This is a genomic window from Acinetobacter colistiniresistens, assembly GCF_024582815.1.
In the GTDB taxonomy this organism is placed as follows: domain Bacteria; phylum Pseudomonadota; class Gammaproteobacteria; order Pseudomonadales; family Moraxellaceae; genus Acinetobacter.
Genome location: NZ_CP102099.1, coordinates 513,339 through 531,789 on the forward strand (window position 1 = coordinate 513,339; position 18,451 = coordinate 531,789).

Genomic DNA, 18,451 nt, shown 5'->3' on the forward strand with positions numbered 1-18,451 from the left:
TGATTAATGATCTGAAGCACCAGATGCACCGATCCCCGTCATTGAGCGAACAAACTGAGCATCAAAGGCTTTACGCTCTTTCTCTGCACGTGCTGATTTGTCCGTAACCGAGAAGAACCAGCAGCAAAGGAATGAAAGCGGCATAGCAAATAATGCTGGACCATTGAATGGGTTTGGCGCAGTTTCAGAAATCGCCAGTGTATCTACCCAAACCGCTTTCGACAGAATGATCAGGGTCACTGCACCCACGAGACCAACAACACCACCAATCACTGCACCACGTGTGGTTAAACCTTTCCAGAACATGGATAACACCAACACTGGGAAGTTTGCACAACATGCCACCGAGAAGGCCAAACCCACCATAAAGGCAACGTTTTGTTTCTCGAACAAAACCCCCAAGATCATGGCAAAAATTGCTAAACCTAGCGTTGCGATTTTTGACATACGCAACTCTGATTGTGGCGTGGTTTTGCCTTTTTTAAACACGTTGGCATACAGGTCATGTGAAATTGCAGATGCACCTGAAAGGGTTAAGCCCGCTACCACAGCAAGGATGGTTGCGAATGCCACCGCAGAGATAAAGCCCATGAACAGGTCACCGCCGACGGCATCACTTAAGTGAACCGCAGCCATGTTGTTCCCCCCCACCAACTCCAATTTACCCGTCAATGCTGATTTCGCAACATCAAGAAACTGTGGATTGTTGGCAACAAACAAGATCGCACCAAAACCGATAATGAAGGTCAAAAGATAGAAGTAACCAATAAAGCCTGTTGCCACCACAACCGATTTACGTGCTTCTTTCGCATCTTTCACAGTGAAGAAACGCATCAAGATATGCGGTAAGCCAGCCGTACCAAACATCAAGGCCAGACCAAGAGAAAGCGCATCAATCGGGTTGGCAGCCAGTTTACCCGGTCCCATGATTTTTGCGGCTTCATCCCAACTCATATGATGTACTTGGCTATAAACACCAATGGCTTGGTTAAACATATTGGTGAAGCTAAAACCAACCGCTTTCATGACCATGAAAGCCATAAAGGTTGCACCACTGAGTAACATGACCGCTTTAATAATTTGTACCCAAGTCGTCGCCAACATCCCACCGAACATGACATAGGCCATCATCAGCAAACCGACGATCACTACAGCAATGTTGTAGTTCAAACCAAAGAGTAGTTTGATCAACTGACCTGCACCCACCATCTGTGCAATCAGATAGAACGCAACCACCACCAATGAGCTGAATGCAGCCAAGGTACGGACGGGTTTTTCTTCCAGACGGAATGACACCACATCGGACAGGTTATATTTACCCAAGTTACGCAAACGTTCCGCCACCAGGAATAAAACGATTGGCCAACCCACCATAAAACCCAGTGAATAGAGTAGACCATCAAAACCAGAACTGAATACGAGTGCCGAAATACCGAGGAACGATGCCGCTGACATAAAGTCACCTGCAATCGCCAAACCATTTTGAAAACCGCTGATTCCGCCACCTGCGGTATAGAAGTCTTGTGCGGATTGCGTCTGTTTTGCTGCCCACTTGGTGATGAACAAGGTAAAACCAACAAAGATCATAAACATAATGATCGCATGCCAGTTGGTTGCCTGCTGTTCAGCCGCACCCAAATCTGGGCCCGCAAATGCGACACTGCTACAACAAAAGCTGAGCAGCGTAAACAATATCGCTTTAAATGATGTCCCTTTCATCTCAGTGCATCCCTTTTTCATGTGCAATGGCCTCAACTTCCTTGAGCGCCTCTTCATTCAGTTGGTCGAGCGTATTATTGGCAATGTAGGAATACACACCACATAAGACAAATGACAATACGATAATGCCTAACCCAAGAGGAATTCCCCAAGTAGTTACGCCACCGCTAAATGAACTCGCTAAAAATTCTTTGTTGTAACCAACCAAAAGCATAAATCCAACGTAGATAAACAGCATGATTGCTGTTAATGTCCAACTTAATGTGCGCTTTTTGCTGACCATCTCTTGAAACTTTGGATTATGTAGAATGCGATCTACCTGTGAATCATCCATAATCAACTCCTTATTTTTGTGCCCAACCGTGGACCCTTTTCCGCATGGGATTTTTCATTATTCAAATTAACAAGATTATGCTTGACTCGTAACTTAGACTTTGGTCTCTAAATGCAAATCTCTACTCCTTGCTCTGCCTGTGCTTCGGGTATGATAAAAAATGGAATTTGATCACGTGAGCAATATGAACAGTTGGCTTATTCTTGGGGTATTGGCCCTGTATATTGTGCTGTTATTCGGCTGTGCTTTTTTTGGCGAAAAACATGCCAGCCGTTTAGGTATGCGCGGTCGGATGCTGCTGTTCAGTTTAACCTTGGGTGTCTATTGCTCTTCATGGACTTTTTACGGTGCGACAGGCGCAGCCGTTCGCCAAGGTGTGATTTTCCTCCCCATTTATCTGGGTCCATTACTGTTTATCTGGTTTGGTTATGATATCTGGAAGCGCTTAGGCCGGATTCGTCAGCACCATGCCATTTCGTCGATTGCCGATTTTGTTGCCGCTCGTTACGGCAAGAGCGGTAGTTTAGCTGCGTTAGTGACCATTCTAGCCGTGATTGCAATTGTGCCCTATCTGGCGTTGCAACTACGTGCCATTGCCTTGAGTGCATCGGTGATTCTGGAGCAAAATGCCCATATTCACACCACCACCAATAGTGTGTTGGTATTGACAGCCGTACTGGCAATTTTGGCAATGATTTTTGGTACCCGTCATATTGCCCATACCGAACAACACGGCGGCTTGATGTTAGCCGTTGCATTTGAGTCCTTTGTCAAACTGTTTGCTCTACTCTGTGTAGCGGCATTCTTCTTATTGCAATCGCCTGACAATATCAAACAGGTCAGCAGCGATGTTCACCAGCATTTCCATGACCTGCAACAATTGGGCGTTCCTGAAACCTTTTGGGTGCAGACCTTGTTGGCGGGCTTAGCCATGATTTGCCTGCCGCGCCAGTTTCACGTGGCCGTGGTCGAACTACGTGATGAAAAACATATTCGCGGCGCACGACGCTGGTTCGCGGCTTATCTCATTCTGACTGTGATTGCAATTATCCCGATTGCCAGTTGGGCATTACACTCCTTACCAGAATCACTGGGTACGCCAGATATAGCGGTATTGGCCCTGCCTTTAAGCTATCAACAAGAATGGTTGGCCTTATTGGCATTCTTAGGCGGCTTTTCAGCTTCAACAGGGATGCTGTTGGTGGCCTCAGTAGCACTGTCGATCATGCTGAGTAATGACCTGATCATGCCTGCATTATGGCGCTTTAAAATCATTTCCCGCCATGATCAACATTTGCCGCGTGTGCTGAAACTAACCCGTCGGATTAGCATCATCAGTGTGATGTTGCTGGGTTTTTTATTCTTCCACTTCTTTAATGACATTAACCAGCTTTCTGTTTTTGGTTTATTGGCCTTTAGTGCAGTGGCACAATTTTCTCCTGCACTGATTGGTGGACTCTACTGGCGCGGTGCCAGTCGTCAAGGGGTCTATGTCGGCTTACTCATGGGCTTTGCCATGTGGAGCTATACACTGCTCTTCCCAACGGTATTGCGTAGTTTGCCTGATCATTATCAAGACTTTGCACAACATCTGTTATTGTTTGGCCCTTTTGACATTAATGGCTTACGTCCTGAAGCACTCCTCGGATTTGAATCTTTTGCGCCCCTCACCCACGGCGTATTGTGGTCATTGGGTCTCAACGTGGTGCTGTATATCTGGGTATCTCGCCTCTATCGTCCAAGTGTGGCAGAACAAATTCAGGCAGAAAGCTTTTTCTATTATGAAAGCAAACCTTTGCCATCCGCACAATCGAATACTGACCTGACCGACCTGCATTTGAATGCTGCACGCCTCAAAGTCGGTGATCTACTGGCTCTGGCCAAACGGGTTACAGGGGATAAGCCTACCCTGCAAGCCTTCCAGCAGTTCTGTGAACAAAACCATGTAGTTTTAAATGAGAATCACGTAGCCAATGGCATGTGGTGGCGTTTTACCGAGCAATATCTGGCTGGGATTATTGGTGCCGCTTCTGCCCGTACCTTGCTGACCACCGCCATGATTAACAATGGCCTAGCCCTTGGGCAAGTCGCCAATATTCTGGATCAGGCCTCGCAGTGGCAACGTTTCAACCAAAACTTACTCATGACCATGATTGATCATATGACCCAGGGTGTCAGCGTGGTAGATAAAAACATGTGTCTGGTGGCATGGAATAATCAATATCTTAAACTGTTTGATTATCCTAAGGATCTGGTCTATGTCGGCTGTCCAATCGCTGATTTGATTCGTTATAACGCGGAGCGTGGTGAATGTGGTCCCGGCCCTGTGGAAGAACACGTCCGTAAACGGCTGCACTGGATGAAAGTCGGCAGTGCACATGAATTTGAACGCATCCGTAAAGATGGTTTGGTCATTCAAATGCGCGGCAATCCAATTGAAGGCGGTGGTTTTGTCACAACATTCGCGGATATTACCGCCTTCCGCGAAAATGAAGCCATCTTGGAAGAGCGTGTCAGTGATCGAACTCAACAGCTAGCCAATGCCCTGACTGAACAGCAATTGGCGCTGGAACAAGCCGATAAAGCCAATCAATCCAAAAGCCGCTTTTTGGCAGCCGCCAGCCATGACTTATTACAGCCGATGCATGCAGCACGTTTGTTTAGTACCGCGCTAGAACAAAGCGTACATTCAACGGAAGATCAACAAACCTTGCAACAGCTGGATCGTGCCCTGTATGGCGCGGAAAGTATGCTCTCTGCACTACTGGATATTGCCCGTTTGGAAGGCGGTACCATTCAAGCTAAACGTCAAGCCTATTCTCTGCATGACCTGTTAAATGACCTTGAGCTGCAATTTAAATCGATTGCGGCGCAACGCAATATTCAACTGTCTGTTCACGACACTAAATTTTGGGTCGATACCGACCCACAATGGATGCGACGCATTATCCAGAACTTTGTCAGCAATGCATTGCGCTATACCGCACAAGGTCGTGTGGTGGTCGGTGTGTTACGTTCAGCTCAACGTCCGAAGCATATTAGAATTGGGGTCTGGGATACTGGCCCTGGGATTAATGAACAACAACGCCTGAAACTATTCCAAGAGTTTGAACGTTGTGGACACACCTCACCTTGGGGTGAACAAGGTCTTGGCCTCGGGCTGGCGATCGTGCAACGCATGACCAGCCTGCTTGATTTTCCTGTCTATGTATATTCGCAACTGGGTAAAGGCTCATGCTTCATGATCGAAGTGCCGTTGGTCGATGCACCGAAAATTAAGATGAACACACCACAAGTGACCGCACTACAGCACACCGCCTACAAAGTGTTGTGTTTGGATAATGATGAAACCATTTTAGCAGGCATGCACACCTTGCTAAGTAAATGGGGGTATCAGATTTTTACGGCCACTGAACCTGAGCAAGCATTGCAATTGATTGAACAGGAAGATATTCAGGTTTGGCTCATCGACCAACATTTAAACCATGATCAACGTGGTCTGGATTTCATTGAACAATATCGTCCTGCACATATTCCAGTGGCCCTGATTACTGCAGATTCTGATCCTGAGTTACCACAATATTTAAAGCAGCAGAATATTGTATTGTTGAAAAAGCCATTAAAACCTGCGGGTTTAAGAGCTTGGTTATCAGGTTTAAAAATCATGCCAATGCAATAAATGACCAAATATTTTGCAACATAGGCAAAAACCATCAAAAAGCAGCGCTTAGTGCAACGATAAATTGACCAAAGTGCTCAAATCATGATTGGCTATGGCAAAAACGTTCACTTACATTAGTGAACGTTTGTACACTTACTTACAATTAAATAAGATGCTGTTTTTATTATTAAATTTTAGCATAAAAATCCTATCTACAACTTTAGTCGTATTCTACTTGCTTTCTTGATCCCGCATAAATTGATCAACGAGATTGAAAGCCCAATGAAGGTTTATTGGGTTCTCATCACAAACATTGTCAAAAAGGACATTGATCATGAATAGTAATCACTCATCAACTGACCACAGTTCACAACAGCTGTATCGCCAATATAGTGCCAATGCATTATTACCTGAGCTGGATTGGCAAACGATTTTTGTGCATAGCAAACTGGAGGATACCCATTTACGTGCACTGAATACGCTTTATCAAGCCGCTGTTCCACTGGCACTCAATGTATTTGATCAACTCAATTTTGATGTGTTTGCACCTGCGGCTTACCATCCACAAGGCTTGGGCTTATTTGAAAAACTGGCACAACAAGAACAAAAATTCTTGGAAGCGCTGGAAAATGAATCTGCTCATCTTGACCATGAGACCCGCCATCAAATCTGGAGTATGTTATTGCGTGGTGGTGCGGTACTGGTCTTCAAAGCCTGGTTAGGTCATGTCAAAGGCGGCGAAAACCAGCTCGATAAAACCCAGTTTGATGAACTTTCTGATTTACTATTTATCAAAACACGTCCTGATCAATTGGCTCAACGCTTAAAAGTTGATACCAATGCCCCGCTTACCCATATTTTCTTGATGTATGAAAATGACGTGTTTCTGGATCACTTTAACAGTTTGGAAACCGCCGCTTTATTTGTTGATTTGGGTGTATATGATGCTGCATTTTTAAGTTTGCGTGATGATCGTGTGGCTGAATATCTCAAAGCCAAAGGTTATGTGACTCAAGAGCAGATTGATGATTTGCAATGCGCATTGAATCCCTTGTATTGCGATAGCTTAATGCCAAAACAGGATTGTCTGGCCTAACCGACCGAGGCCACAATCAAGATTGTGGCTTCGCTTTGGCTTTTCATTCAAGAACGATCTTTTTCTAAACGCTGTTTATGAATCTGCATCACCACATCACTAAACTCGTTTAAAACATAATTGACCCATAAACGGCTATACCAGTTATATTCAGTGGATAAACGATAATCAATGCTCAGAATCAACTTGGTGGTGTGCGCATCGATTTGTTGCAACTGATAATCTGTTTTCAGCAAATCGAAATACTTACCGCCCATTTCCAGGTAGTCATCCAGTGATCCCTTCGGAAAAGAATCTGGAGCAAACTGGTATTTCCATGACAATAAATACGGCGCATGTGATGCGGTCACCTTTTCTTCAAACTTGATACCACGTTCCCACTGGATGGTGCGTATCAGCTCGCCTTCATGCTGCTCGGTCATACCAAAAATAGGTTTGGGAAAGCCCATGCTAAAAATAAAACTGTGTTTGACTTCTTCAGGCTGAATCTTACCAATTTGGTTAATAGCCTGAAATACTTGCTGTGCTGGCGCATGAATCACGACCGAGCGCTGGGTTTGTCCATATTCAGTACGGCTAAAATCAGGCAACAACAACCATAAAATCAGAGGCAGCAGTGCAAAAGAATAGATTTTTGCACTAGGTTTCCATAGATAATGACAAATCAATCGCATCAAGCCCGCACCCAGCAGCAACCCCATCAACAGAATGGGCAAGAGCATGATTAGACAGATAATGCCTTCTCTCAACACGATCACACAGAATACAATCACGATCACAAAAACAAGCGGCTGAATTTTAAACAGTCTGGAGAGAAAAATGGGATTGGGCTGTTTTCGAATCATAAAGTATTCAAATAATGAACCGAGTATTGCCGGAATCACGAGAACCACGACAAAGGACATTAGATCTTTGGCATAACTACTCAGCAGTACGGTAAATGCCATCAAACTCGCAGCCAGAATTAGCGGTAAAATCCGTAAAAAAGACGATCTGGCTGGATAAACCTTTTCCAAAGCATAAGGCAGATCATGAGTTAAATTTGTCAGAACAAGCACATAACTGTTCTGCTCATGCTTAATTTTATGCACATGGTAGTGCCTGAATCCTGCCTGCCGCAACATCTGATCGATACTGTCCCGAACTTCATCAGTCCAGGCTTCAACTACAATGCGGGCATACCCCTGTTGTTGTAATTCTTGAATAATTGTTATTTTCTGGTCCCAAATATGATGCATCTTTTCCTTAACCTCGTTTCAATCAGCCCAACGTCTTCGATTGGGCTGATTGATTCTAACTCAGCTTAGAACTTCATGCTCATACGCATCCAATAATTGCGTCCAGTATTATTGAACTGCTCTTCACTGGCAAAACCAAAGCCTGAACTACCGGCTTTATTGAGATGCTCTGTATAAGTTTTATCCAACACATTATCGACACCGACTGAAAGGTCGATATCTTTACTCAGACTATAACTACCATTTAACGAAATCGTTGAGAAACCAGCACTTGGTTTGAGGTCATAACCCACAATGTTCCCTTGATGCAAACTGACACGGTTTTGCTGATCTACCACACGCCACAACATGCCCAGTGTATATTTATCTGCGACATAACGTAGGTTCAAACGTCCTTCTAATGGTGCAATTTGTGGTAAAGGTGTATTGTCCGTGGTATTTTTACCCCACGCATACATGGCACTTAGATCCGCTTGGATATGATCATTAAACTGATAGCCAATTCCAGCCTCGGCACCTGCAATCGTGGCATCCACATTCTTGGCGCTTGCAGTAATCTCACTGCTGCCATGCCCGCCATGTCCACCACCATGCAAATGGCTATGATCATGATAATTCATCAGAATATAATCATCAATCAACCCTGCATACGCCGACACCCAAGACGTAAAAGCGCCCTGTTGCTGGGTAAAACCAAGATCTAACTGCAAGGTTTTCTCTGGACGCACACCATTAAAAGTATTTGTCGAACCTGCATTGCCATGTTCAGGACTGAACAACTCCCAATAATCAGGCATACGTTCGACATAACCCACGCCAACATAACTATTTAAGCCATGTTCAACATTCTGATTTTCCAAACGCACAAATGCACTTGGTAGAGTTTTTTCAAGCTGGGTATTGAATCCTTTGGCTTTAGAGTCAGCTCGCTCATCATCCACCTTCACCTGATCGACACGTGCGCCTGTCACGATTTTATTTTGCGGGTTCAATTGATAAGTCAATTCACCAAATGCCCCATACGATTGAAACCGCATATCTTGGCGAAATGGCACATTCATGGAAGGCATCGTCGGTGAAGACATACTACCGCCATGTTTATTGAACTGAGAATCAACCCCACTGATCAAGCTCCATTGATCCCATGCAGAAGTCATGGCTAATCTTGAGTTTAAAGTACGGCGCGTCACTTGCATGGACATCGGGTTTGGCATCAACATGCTGTGTTCACCATGTTGCATTTCAACCAAAGGCGGTGTACGCAGGCTATAATTATCCATAATATGGTCGTTATAACTGTAGTTCACCTGACCTTCAATTTTCTTGATCACATCGGTGACATTTTTCTTTTCAAACCGTAAACCTAAGCTTTCACGGGCGAATTGGGCACCGTCCATACCACGACCAGCATATTCCGCTTCGCCATCAGCCTTGCCACCCGTCAATTCCAGCCAGGTATTCTCATCTGGCATCCAGCCTAAAGCGACATCGGCATTCCAGCGTTCCCATGAAGATGGAATGGTTTTACCATCACCATCTTGATAACTATTCGATTCAGAACGATTGGCATTTAAGCGGATATATTTTTTCTCATCACCAAGTGCCGCTTCAACATTCTGATCTAAACGTCCAAACGAACCCCACAATACACTCGCCTGCCCACGATATGGTTTTTCTTGCGTAAGCTTTTCAGGTTCACGTTCAAAAATCACCGTCGCTGCTGAGCCGGTATTGGCATATTGAACAGTTTGCGGCCCTTTAATCACTGAGATTCGATCATAACTTTCAGGGGAAATATAAGAGGTTGGTGCATCCATACGAGCAGGACATGCACCGAGGTTCTCGCTACCATCAGTCAAAATCTTGATGCGGGAACCAAACATACCACGGAAAGTTACATCCCCATTGGTGCCACCGCTTTGTATCGAATTAAACCCCATAATGCTTTGTAGATAATCCGCCCCATCTGTCGCAGGGATCGGTTGAATCGGTTGCTTTGGATCGGCTTGCACCACCAGACCATTATTCTGATTCGGTTGTTGTGCTGTTATCACAATCGGTGCAAGTGAGGTGTGCGCATGATGAGTATCTGCTTGCTCAACAGGATTTGCCCAAGCCATCACTGTATTTGAGGCAGCCAAGATCGCAACCGTAAGCGGTTGTAGTAAAAATTTAGGTTGAGCCATGATCGGTCTCTCTTAAAACATAAATAAAACGTGGCTAGGGCTATAAAAACCCTAACGAAAATAAAGTCTTAATTATGCAAAGAGTGGTGGTGCTCGCCCTTGAGGCAATAAAAACAAACGTTGTAGCGCAAAATAAATATGCTTAAACGCTTGTTGATAGGCAATTAGACGGATTTGGATGCGGACCAGAACTTCTTTCACCCCCAATTCAGGCGGCAATACCAAATTGGCATACACCGTACAGTACTGACATTGGTGATTGGGATCGTGATGATCGTGTTGCGGCCTCGACACTTGAGCGTGTTCAAGCTGAGCTACATGATGCTGAGATGCATGGGCCGAATGGCTCTGCGAAGCTTGTAATTTAGGTAAGAGTAAGGCCTGAGTAATGGTTTCACAGACTGGCGCGATTTGATACTGCTTCGGAAGTAACGGCTGCAAGAAAACCGCAATCTGTAAACAGACCGCGGTTAAGGCAAGCAGCAAGCCACAACGAAACAGAGACAACATCTTTAAAAAAATTATCGCTTGACGCTAACTTTTTCTTTTTCGCGCTGGCGAACCACCTTTTCCACTTTTTCACGTGCGCGCTGACGCTTCAACGGTGATAAATAGTCAACAAAAAGTTTGCCATTTAAGTGATCCATTTCATGTTGGATACAAACAGCGAGAAGTTCGTCAGCTTCTAACTCAAATGCTTGACCTTCAAGGTTAATTGCCTCGATTTTTACGCGTGACGGACGCTCAACTTTGTCGTATATTTGAGGCACAGAGAGACAGCCTTCTTCATACGGCTGCGTATCTTCGGTCAGTGGAATGACTTTGGGGTTAATGAACACCATCGGTTGGTTTTTCTCTTCAGAGATGTCCATAACAATAAGCTGAATATGATGATCAACCTGAGTTGCCGCTAAACCGATACCCGGTGCCTCGTACATGGTTTCAAACATATCTGCTGCAAGCTGACGAATATCATCAGTGACTTCTTCGACTGGCTTGGCAATGGTACGAAGGCGGGGATCAGGAAAACTTAGAATAGGTAATAAGGCCATACTGTCGTCCTCACTTATGCCATTGATCAAAAAACCAACTGAAGGGAATGCTTGATCAAAAAATTGTGTGTAAAGTCGTTATTATAGCGCAACTACACACATAATTTTTAGGAATTATGATAATGAAAAAGGTTTTAAACGGCATACACTCATTTCATGCCTTGGGGTTAAAAAAACAACTGATTGCTGCTGCGATTTGTGCAGGACTGGGGATGGGAGTAAATTTTGCCCATGCAGCCAGCCCAAATGTCAGCCCACCCTCAGTTAAAGTCGGTGCCCCACACGTTTATGTGGTGAAAAAAGGCGATACACTTTGGGATATCTCAGGGAAGTTTTTAAGCAAGCCATGGCGCTGGCCAGAAATCTGGGCAAGCAACAAACATGTCAAAAATCCGCACTGGATTTATCCAGGCGATCGCTTGCTGCTGTGCAGCTTGAACGGTAAACCCTTAGTTGGTAAAGATGAAGGCGACGGTTGTGACGGAATTATCCGTCGTTATACGGGGAATACCTCAACATTACGCCCGCAAGTGCGTGTCGAAGCATTGAACAACAGCGTTCCAGTGATTCCTCTGGCCGATATTCAACAATGGCTGGAACGTACTTCAGTTCTGCCAGCGGATGCCATTGCCAACACTCCTTATATCCTGGGCACAGCAGATAACCGTGTCATCGCTGGTAAAGGTCAGAGTGTTTATGTCCGAGGCAAAGGTCTGGAAAATGGCCAACGCTATGGGGTCTTCCGTGAAGGTGAACCTTATGTGGTCTTAGATCCAAATGGTAAAAAGCAGGTCCTTGGTGTTGAACTGACCCAAGTCGCTTCAGGCGTTACCATTCGCAATGAAAATGACATCACCACGCTTGAACTCACGGAAAGTTATAACGGCGAAGTGCGACGTGGCGATCGGGTAATGGCCGAACAAGATGCCATGTTACCAACTTTATTCTATCCCGTTGATGCTCAGCAGATCAAAGACGGCGGCAAAATCATTCGGGTGATGGGTTCAATTGGTACAGCGGCCAAAAATGGCGTTGTAACGATTGATCGTGGCACCGCAGACGGCGTTGAAATCGGTCAGGTGCTCAGTGTCTACCAAGATGGTGAAATGATCAGAGACCCAAAAACCAAAGAAAAAGTTAAACTACCAGGTCAATATCTGGGAAGCATCATGGTCTTTAAGAGCTTTGATCGGATCAGCTATGCCTACGTGCTTGAAAGTGAACTGCCAATCAAGATTGGCTCAAATATTAAGCCACCCCGCCTCGATGACTGAGTAATTGCCGATGTTGAATCAACTATCACCACATCACTATCACACTGTGCTGGTGTGGTATTTGGTTCAACATTCACTCTCCAGTTTTGCCAAGCTTCAACAACATTTTGGTAATTGTGAACAAGCCACACAGCCACACCGTTTCTCTGAATGGTCACAACTGGGCTTACACGCCAATCACTTAAAACGTTTGGCGGAATTTCAAAGTCCTCAGGGTCAACAACAATTTAAACAGTTGCTTGATCAGGTGTGTAAACATAGTGATTTTATCCTGACTCCTGAAGATCTGGGCTATCCGACCCAATTACAGCCTTATGCAGACCGCCCCCCGATTTTATTTGGACAAGGTCAGGCACAAGCCTTATTACAACCGCAAATTGCCATGGTCGGTAGTCGTAAACCGAGTCCTCATGGACGACAAGTTGCTTATGATTTTGCCTATTATCTTAGTGAAAAAGGCTTCTATATCAGCAGTGGTTTGGCGCAGGGTATTGATCAAGCCGCGCATCAAGGAGCTTTAGCTCATCAACGCACCATTGCCGTGACGGGCACTGGTTTAGATAGCGTTTACCCTGCTCAGCACAAGCAATTGGCACAACAAATTACCCAATCAGGTGCTGTCATCACTGAGTTTTTACCCTCCACCCTGCCATTGCAACAGCATTTCCCAAGACGTAATCGAATTGTCAGTGGTTTGAGTCTGGGGGTATTGGTGGTCGAAGCTGCGCTGAAAAGCGGCTCTCTCATCACAGCGAATGAAGCAGCCAATCAAGGCAAAATGGTCTTTGCGATTCCTGGACATATTTACAGTGAGCATCATCAAGGTTGTCATCAACTGATTCGGGAAGGTGCGATTCTGGTCGACCATCCCGAGCAAATCATTGAAGATTTAGCCTTGCCAACGCAATGGCAAACGCAACAACAAACCGTGGAAGCCATCAACTCTCCACCTAGCCTGCCAACCCATTTGATTGCGTTGTATCAAAGTCTAGACTGGGTCGGACAAGATATAGATCAACTGGCACAGCGCCATCCAATCACGACTGCAGCACTCACCGCTCAATTGATGGAGCTGGAATTACTCGGTTTATGCCTGCAACAAGCAGGCCGCTATTTACGTTGCCGCCCAATGCATTAAACTAGTCATATTCTCCCATTTGTTTTAGTTATCCTATGATTACTTCCTCTATTGCTGAAGCAGCACATCTATTAAAACAAGGGCAGGTTCTGGCTTATCCGACCGAAGCGGTCTGGGGCCTAGGCTGTGATCCCTTCAATGAGCAGGCATTTCAGGACATTTTGGAACTGAAGCATCGTCCCGTTGAAAAAGGGGTGATTTTATTGGCGGGACATATACAGCAAGTAGAACATTTATTGCAGGACTTAAATACAGACATCCGCCAGCAAGTGATCGCCAGCTGGTCTGATCGTCAGCCAACTGAACGTGCGACGACATGGCTATTGCCTGCAAATGCGTCTATTCCGACGTGGATTAAAGGACAGCATCCGCTAGTTGCAGTTCGGGTCACCACACATCCTCTCTGCATAAACCTCTGCCAGCAATTTGGTGGCTTTATTGTTTCGACCAGTGCCAACCCGGCAGGTCTTGCACCTGCGCAGAGCTTAGACAGTGCACAGGTTTATTTTGGCAACAACTTAAATTACCTTCAAGGAGATTTAGGGTTGAGTAGCCAACCAAGTCGCATTTTAAATGCTTTAACCGGTGAAGTGATTCGTGCTTAATTAGGTGAATAGCGGACAAAAAAAAGCTCAGTTATATAGGGATAACTGAGCATAAAAAGGATGTGTATAAGCACATCCAGAGGGTTCATCAATTTGGTGAGCAACGTATTCATTATCCAATGAATCATCTTGCTATGTTTGCTATTATGAGGGAATAATCACATTTATACAAATATATTATTTATCTAACAAAAAGTGTGAAAAGCGTACAATTTTTGTCACTCCTACATTTTCAATAAAATTATATTGATATTTTTATTCAACTTTTTTGATCATAAATTCAAGAGTTGTTAAAAATATATTTGCAAATCATATAGAAGACACGGCAAAAAAATTTAATTTTAATTTTAGATGCTTAAAATCTGATAATAAATAGATGATCCAAGCTGATTCATCTATTGATCATCATAAAAATATTAAGGAATAAAGGATTTCCCCAATGATGCAGGTAAGTTCATTTGCAATAGTTTTTTATCACGTGAAATCAGGACCAGAACTAAAATCGTAGCCACATACGGCAACGCAGCCAGTAATTCGACAGGCAGATCCAGACCCAACGCTTGCGCATGGAATTGTAAAATGGTGACACCACCAAATAAATAAGCACCGACTATCAATCGTGCAGGTTTCCAGACCGCAAATACCACTAGTGCAATGGCAATCCAACCACGGCCTGCTACCATATTTTCAACCCATAATGGCGTATATACCGTTGATAAAAATGCCCCACCTATTCCAGCCATTGCTCCACCGAACAACACGGCACCATAACGAATCAACAGTACTGGATAACCCATGGCATGTCCTGACTCTGGTGACTCGCCCACCGCTTTAAGCAATAAACCCAGCTTGGTTTTTGCCAAAATCCACCAAATGACAAAAAAAGATAAAATCGATAAATACACCACATAATTTTGGTGAAATAAAATCGGCCCAATAAAAGGGATCTCCGACAGGACGGGAATATCCAGTGCCTTTAACCCCTCCAAACTGTTACTGACAAAATGTTGCCCCACGAAAGCGGATAACCCTACACCGAAAATGGTTAATGCAAGCCCACATGCAGCCTGATTAGCTGCGAGCGAAAGGGCCAAAATTGCAAAAATGAGTGCAGCACTCGCACCTGCAATGGCCCCTGCCAAAAGTCCTGACGCAGGCCCTAGACCTGTGCTTGCACAAAAAGCAAAACCCGCAATGGCACCAATCAACATCATGCCTTCAACACCCAGATTAATCACCCCTGTTCGCTCTGCAACCAACTCACCCATTCCTGCAAAAATCAGGGGTGTGCCTGCGGCTAGAGTACCCGCCAAAATTGGAACTAAATCAATCATGTCTAACTCCTAAGCTGTTTCAATGGATGCAATCGATGATGTATGCTTTTTCATTGTTTCAGACCTGCCAAACCGATAGCGATTTTCGATGAAAGCATCCGCAGCCAATAAGAAAAACAACAACATTCCCTGAAATAATCCTGTAATTGCCGCAGGAAGCTGTAGATTTAGCTGTGCGGTTTCTCCACCAATGTAGAGCAAGGCCATCAAAAATCCTGACAAAACAATCCCGATCGGGTTTAATCGTCCCACATACGCCACAATAATTGCGGCATAACCATAACCTGGGGAAATATTTGGATTGAGTTGTCCAACCGGACCTGCAACCTCACCAATGCCTGCAATACCTGCCATAAAACCTGAAATCATAAGACTAAACCAGATAGCCTGCTTTGCAGAAAACCCCGCGTAGCGTGCAGCATCAGGTGCTTGACCACCGACTTCAAGCTGATATGCAAGAAAACTGCGTTTACTAAACAGCCAGAATGCCAACACTGCAAAAATGGTCACCCCAATCACAGCATTGATTCGTGTGCCTTCAAATAAAATAGGAAATAAAGTTCCACCGTCGAACATAACCGATTGTGGAAAATTCATGCCTTCAGGATCTTTCCACGGCCCGTTAATCAAATACAGTAAAATAAATGTCGCAATATAATTCAGCATTAATGTGGTCAGAGTTTCTTGCGCATTAAAATGGGTTTTTAGTAATGCAGGAATAGCTCCCCATAAGGCTCCGCCAATTGCACCCGCAATCACCATAGAGGGTAAGACCCAGAATGCGGAGGTTCCCTGACAGGCAATGGCTAAACCACCGCCAAAAATTGCCCCCATAATAAGCTGGCCTTCAGCACCGATATTAAAAATACGGGCTTTAAATCCAACAGATAGGCCTAATGCAATTAAAATTAAGGGGCTGGCTTTAATAATCAACTCACTCCAGCCATACCAACTGGATAAGGGTTCAATAAAGAACACCTGAAATGCTTCAAGCGGATTTTTGCCTAAAATCATAAATAATAGGCCACCAATAGAGAATGTTGCCACCAAAGCAATTAAGGGAGAGAGCCACTTCATTAAAATCGATGGATGATCACGCGGTTCGAGTAAATGCATATGTAACCCCAGTTCAAATGATATAGACCTAAGCGGATGCGTCTAAAACGCTTGGACTTTGCGATTGCCGATGCAATCCGGACATCATCAAACCAATCGTTTCAGCATTGGTTTCATTCACAGGTTGAGCTTCACTTAGGCGACCTGCGGCCAAAACAGCAATTCGATCACTGATCTCAAATAATTCTTCCAATTCTTCAGAAATTACAATAATGGCGACACCCTGACGCGACAGATCAATTAGTGTTTGACGAACAAAGGCGGCTGCACCGACATCGACCCCCCAAGTGGGTTGGGCCACCAGCATAACTTTAGGCTGTTGCAAGATTTCACGACCTACGATGAATTTTTGTAGGTTTCCACCCGACAAAGAACGCGCGACAGCCGCCGTTCCAGAGGCCTTTACCGCAAATTTCTGCATACAGTCTTGTGCAAAATGACGCGCTTTTTCGTAATTGACCAATCCATAACGCACAAAACCTTGTCGAAATGCGGTCAGTAAAGCATTTTGAGTTAGACTCATCGCGGGAATAGCGCCTCGTCCCAAACGTTCTTCAGGCACAAAACCAAAACCCAGTGCGCGGCGCTGTCCCGCATTTAAATGGCCGATCGCCCGTCCCTCTAACATTACGCAGCCTTTTGCAGTCGTTATTTCGCCAGACAAGGCCGTCAACAGTTCGGCTTGCCCATTTCCTGAAATACCTGCAATCCCCAGAATCTCTCCTGTTTTCACACTAAGCTGAATATGTTCGAGCGAGGTTCCAAAAATATCAAGTGCCTGAACATTGAGCTGTTTCACTTCAAATATAGGCTTACTCTCGCCTACATAAACAGGATGTTCATAAGCAGGAAGATCACGCCCAATCATCATCTTAGCCAGACTCGCGGTACTTTCCTGTTTAGGAATAGCAGTTCCTGTCACGGTTCCACCCCGTAAAATAGTAGCGCAATCACATAAGCTCTGTATCTCATGGAGTTTATGACTGATATATAAAATTGATACCCCTTCACTGGCTAAACGGCGTAACGTTTCAAACAAGATTAATACCGCTTGAGGCGTGAGTACCGAAGTAGGTTCATCTAAAATTAACAATGATGGGTTTTGCAATAAACAACGTACAATTTCAACACGTTGTCGCTCTCCAACCGATAAACTATAAACGGTTCTTTTCGGATCAATGGGCAATCCATACTTTTCAGAGACTGCAATGACGCGCTTGGATAATACGTTTAGATCAAATTTTTCATCCAGACTCAAGGCAATATTTTCCACTACCGTCAACGTTTCAAATAAAGAAAAATGTTGATACACCATACCGATTCCCAAACGTCGGGCCGCAGCAGGACTTTCGATCGTGACAGAGCGACCATTCCAGACAATTTCTCCTTCATCAGCCTTGACTGCCCCATAAATAATTTTCATCAGGGTACTTTTGCCTGCCCCGTTTTCACCCAATACTGCATGAATTTCACCGGGTGCGACCTGTAAATGAATATGGTCATTGGCCACTAAACTGCCATACTGTTTCGTTATATTGATTAACTCCAGACGATTTTTCTGCAAGATAGGTGCAGGTCTGCTGGTACTCATATTCAAGTCTGGATTAACAGAGATTTTATCGGTCGGTAAAGCCATCAGGTCATCTCTTTAGCTCATGTGATTAGAGAGAAGCAAGGGGCATGCCATGCTGCAATCAC

The 18,451-nt window shown here is 44.6% G+C and carries 14 protein-coding genes; 5 read left to right on the forward strand and 9 right to left on the reverse strand.

Translation table 11 applies throughout. The annotated features are described in order from the left end of the window. Positions 1–3: 3 nt before the first annotated feature. Complete coding sequence (locus NQU59_RS02425) at positions 4–1,719, reverse strand: cation acetate symporter (RefSeq protein ID WP_257064834.1); 1,716 nt, start codon at positions 1,717–1,719, stop codon at positions 4–6. 1 nt (position 1,720) lies between these two features. Beyond that, a complete protein-coding gene (locus NQU59_RS02430; RefSeq protein ID WP_005240366.1) occupies positions 1,721–2,053 on the reverse strand; it encodes a DUF485 domain-containing protein in 333 nt (110 codons plus the stop codon). A gap of 184 nt (positions 2,054–2,237) precedes the next feature. Here NQU59_RS02430 and NQU59_RS02435 point away from each other — a divergent pair, with 184 nt between their 5' ends. After that, positions 2,238–5,732 (forward strand): hybrid sensor histidine kinase/response regulator, encoded by a 3,495-nt coding sequence (locus tag NQU59_RS02435; RefSeq protein WP_257066112.1) that lies wholly within the window; start codon positions 2,238–2,240, stop codon positions 5,730–5,732. Positions 5,733–6,048: 316 nt separating this feature from the next. After that, the gene (locus NQU59_RS02440; RefSeq protein ID WP_257064837.1) at positions 6,049–6,810 is read left to right on the forward strand and encodes a hypothetical protein; all 762 of its coding nucleotides are present in this window, start codon (positions 6,049–6,051) and stop codon (positions 6,808–6,810) included. Positions 6,811–6,857: 47 nt separating this feature from the next. Here the strand turns inward: NQU59_RS02440 and NQU59_RS02445 are convergent, their stop codons facing one another. From NQU59_RS02445 to def, 4 genes are all read right to left on the reverse strand, one after another. Then, entirely contained in the window at positions 6,858–8,048 is a 1,191-nt protein-coding gene (locus NQU59_RS02445) for a hypothetical protein (RefSeq protein ID WP_257064840.1), read from the reverse strand. Between the two features lie 65 nt (positions 8,049–8,113). Further along, the gene (locus NQU59_RS02450) at positions 8,114–10,234 is read right to left on the reverse strand and encodes a TonB-dependent copper receptor (protein WP_257064841.1); all 2,121 of its coding nucleotides are present in this window, start codon (positions 10,232–10,234) and stop codon (positions 8,114–8,116) included. A 72-nt stretch (positions 10,235–10,306) separates the two neighbouring features. Next, a complete protein-coding gene (locus NQU59_RS02455; protein WP_257064842.1) occupies positions 10,307–10,744 on the reverse strand; it encodes a DUF2946 family protein in 438 nt (145 codons plus the stop codon). An 11-nt stretch (positions 10,745–10,755) separates the two neighbouring features. After that, entirely contained in the window at positions 10,756–11,286 is a 531-nt protein-coding gene (gene def, locus NQU59_RS02460; protein ID WP_004656477.1) for a peptide deformylase, read from the reverse strand. Between the two features lie 122 nt (positions 11,287–11,408). On the opposite strand from def, the gene NQU59_RS02465 reads away from it, so the two are divergent. The 3 genes from NQU59_RS02465 to NQU59_RS02475 are packed head-to-tail and all read left to right on the forward strand — an operon-like array spanning position 11,409 to position 14,303. Next, entirely contained in the window at positions 11,409–12,560 is a 1,152-nt protein-coding gene (locus tag NQU59_RS02465) for a LysM peptidoglycan-binding domain-containing protein (protein WP_005240377.1), read from the forward strand. 10 nt (positions 12,561–12,570) lie between these two features. Further along, complete coding sequence (gene dprA / locus NQU59_RS02470) at positions 12,571–13,698, forward strand: DNA-processing protein DprA (RefSeq protein ID WP_005240378.1); 1,128 nt, start codon at positions 12,571–12,573, stop codon at positions 13,696–13,698. 35 nt (positions 13,699–13,733) lie between these two features. Then, positions 13,734–14,303: a Sua5/YciO/YrdC/YwlC family protein gene (locus tag NQU59_RS02475; RefSeq protein ID WP_257064843.1), complete on the forward strand. Its 570-nt coding sequence runs from the start codon at positions 13,734–13,736 to the stop codon at positions 14,301–14,303. 416 nt (positions 14,304–14,719) lie between these two features. Here NQU59_RS02475 and NQU59_RS02480 read toward each other — a convergent pair whose 3' ends face one another. The 3 genes from NQU59_RS02480 to NQU59_RS02490 are packed head-to-tail and all read right to left on the reverse strand — an operon-like array spanning position 14,720 to position 18,389. Next, a complete protein-coding gene (locus tag NQU59_RS02480; protein ID WP_257064844.1) occupies positions 14,720–15,637 on the reverse strand; it encodes an ABC transporter permease in 918 nt (305 codons plus the stop codon). Between the two features lie 9 nt (positions 15,638–15,646). Then, positions 15,647–16,753: an ABC transporter permease gene (locus NQU59_RS02485; RefSeq protein WP_257064846.1), complete on the reverse strand. Its 1,107-nt coding sequence runs from the start codon at positions 16,751–16,753 to the stop codon at positions 15,647–15,649. A 28-nt stretch (positions 16,754–16,781) separates the two neighbouring features. After that, positions 16,782–18,389 carry an ABC transporter ATP-binding protein gene (locus tag NQU59_RS02490; protein ID WP_373462963.1) on the reverse strand — a complete coding sequence of 536 codons (1,608 nt, stop codon included), beginning with the start codon at positions 18,387–18,389 and terminating at the stop codon, positions 16,782–16,784. Between the last annotated feature and the right edge of the window lie 62 nt (positions 18,390–18,451).

Excerpts from the sequence above, each read along its gene's own strand:
- NQU59_RS02425 (WP_257064834.1), bottom strand. The coding sequence starts at position 1,719 with ATGAAAGGGACATCATTTAAAGCGATATTGTTTACGCTGCTCAGCTTT.
- NQU59_RS02430 (WP_005240366.1), bottom strand. The coding sequence starts at position 2,053 with ATGGATGATTCACAGGTAGATCGCATTCTACATAATCCAAAGTTTCAA.
- NQU59_RS02435 (WP_257066112.1), top strand. The coding sequence starts at position 2,238 with ATGAACAGTTGGCTTATTCTTGGGGTATTGGCCCTGTATATTGTGCTG.
- NQU59_RS02440 (WP_257064837.1), top strand. The coding sequence starts at position 6,049 with ATGAATAGTAATCACTCATCAACTGACCACAGTTCACAACAGCTGTAT.
- NQU59_RS02445 (WP_257064840.1), bottom strand. The coding sequence starts at position 8,048 with ATGCATCATATTTGGGACCAGAAAATAACAATTATTCAAGAATTACAA.
- NQU59_RS02450 (WP_257064841.1), bottom strand. The coding sequence starts at position 10,234 with ATGGCTCAACCTAAATTTTTACTACAACCGCTTACGGTTGCGATCTTG.
- NQU59_RS02455 (WP_257064842.1), bottom strand. The coding sequence starts at position 10,744 with ATGTTGTCTCTGTTTCGTTGTGGCTTGCTGCTTGCCTTAACCGCGGTC.
- def (WP_004656477.1), bottom strand. The coding sequence starts at position 11,286 with ATGGCCTTATTACCTATTCTAAGTTTTCCTGATCCCCGCCTTCGTACC.
- NQU59_RS02465 (WP_005240377.1), top strand. The coding sequence starts at position 11,409 with ATGAAAAAGGTTTTAAACGGCATACACTCATTTCATGCCTTGGGGTTA.
- dprA (WP_005240378.1), top strand. The coding sequence starts at position 12,571 with ATGTTGAATCAACTATCACCACATCACTATCACACTGTGCTGGTGTGG.
- NQU59_RS02475 (WP_257064843.1), top strand. The coding sequence starts at position 13,734 with ATGATTACTTCCTCTATTGCTGAAGCAGCACATCTATTAAAACAAGGG.
- NQU59_RS02480 (WP_257064844.1), bottom strand. The coding sequence starts at position 15,637 with ATGATTGATTTAGTTCCAATTTTGGCGGGTACTCTAGCCGCAGGCACA.
- NQU59_RS02485 (WP_257064846.1), bottom strand. The coding sequence starts at position 16,753 with ATGCATTTACTCGAACCGCGTGATCATCCATCGATTTTAATGAAGTGG.
- NQU59_RS02490 (WP_373462963.1), bottom strand. The coding sequence starts at position 18,389 with ATGGCTTTACCGACCGATAAAATCTCTGTTAATCCAGACTTGAATATG.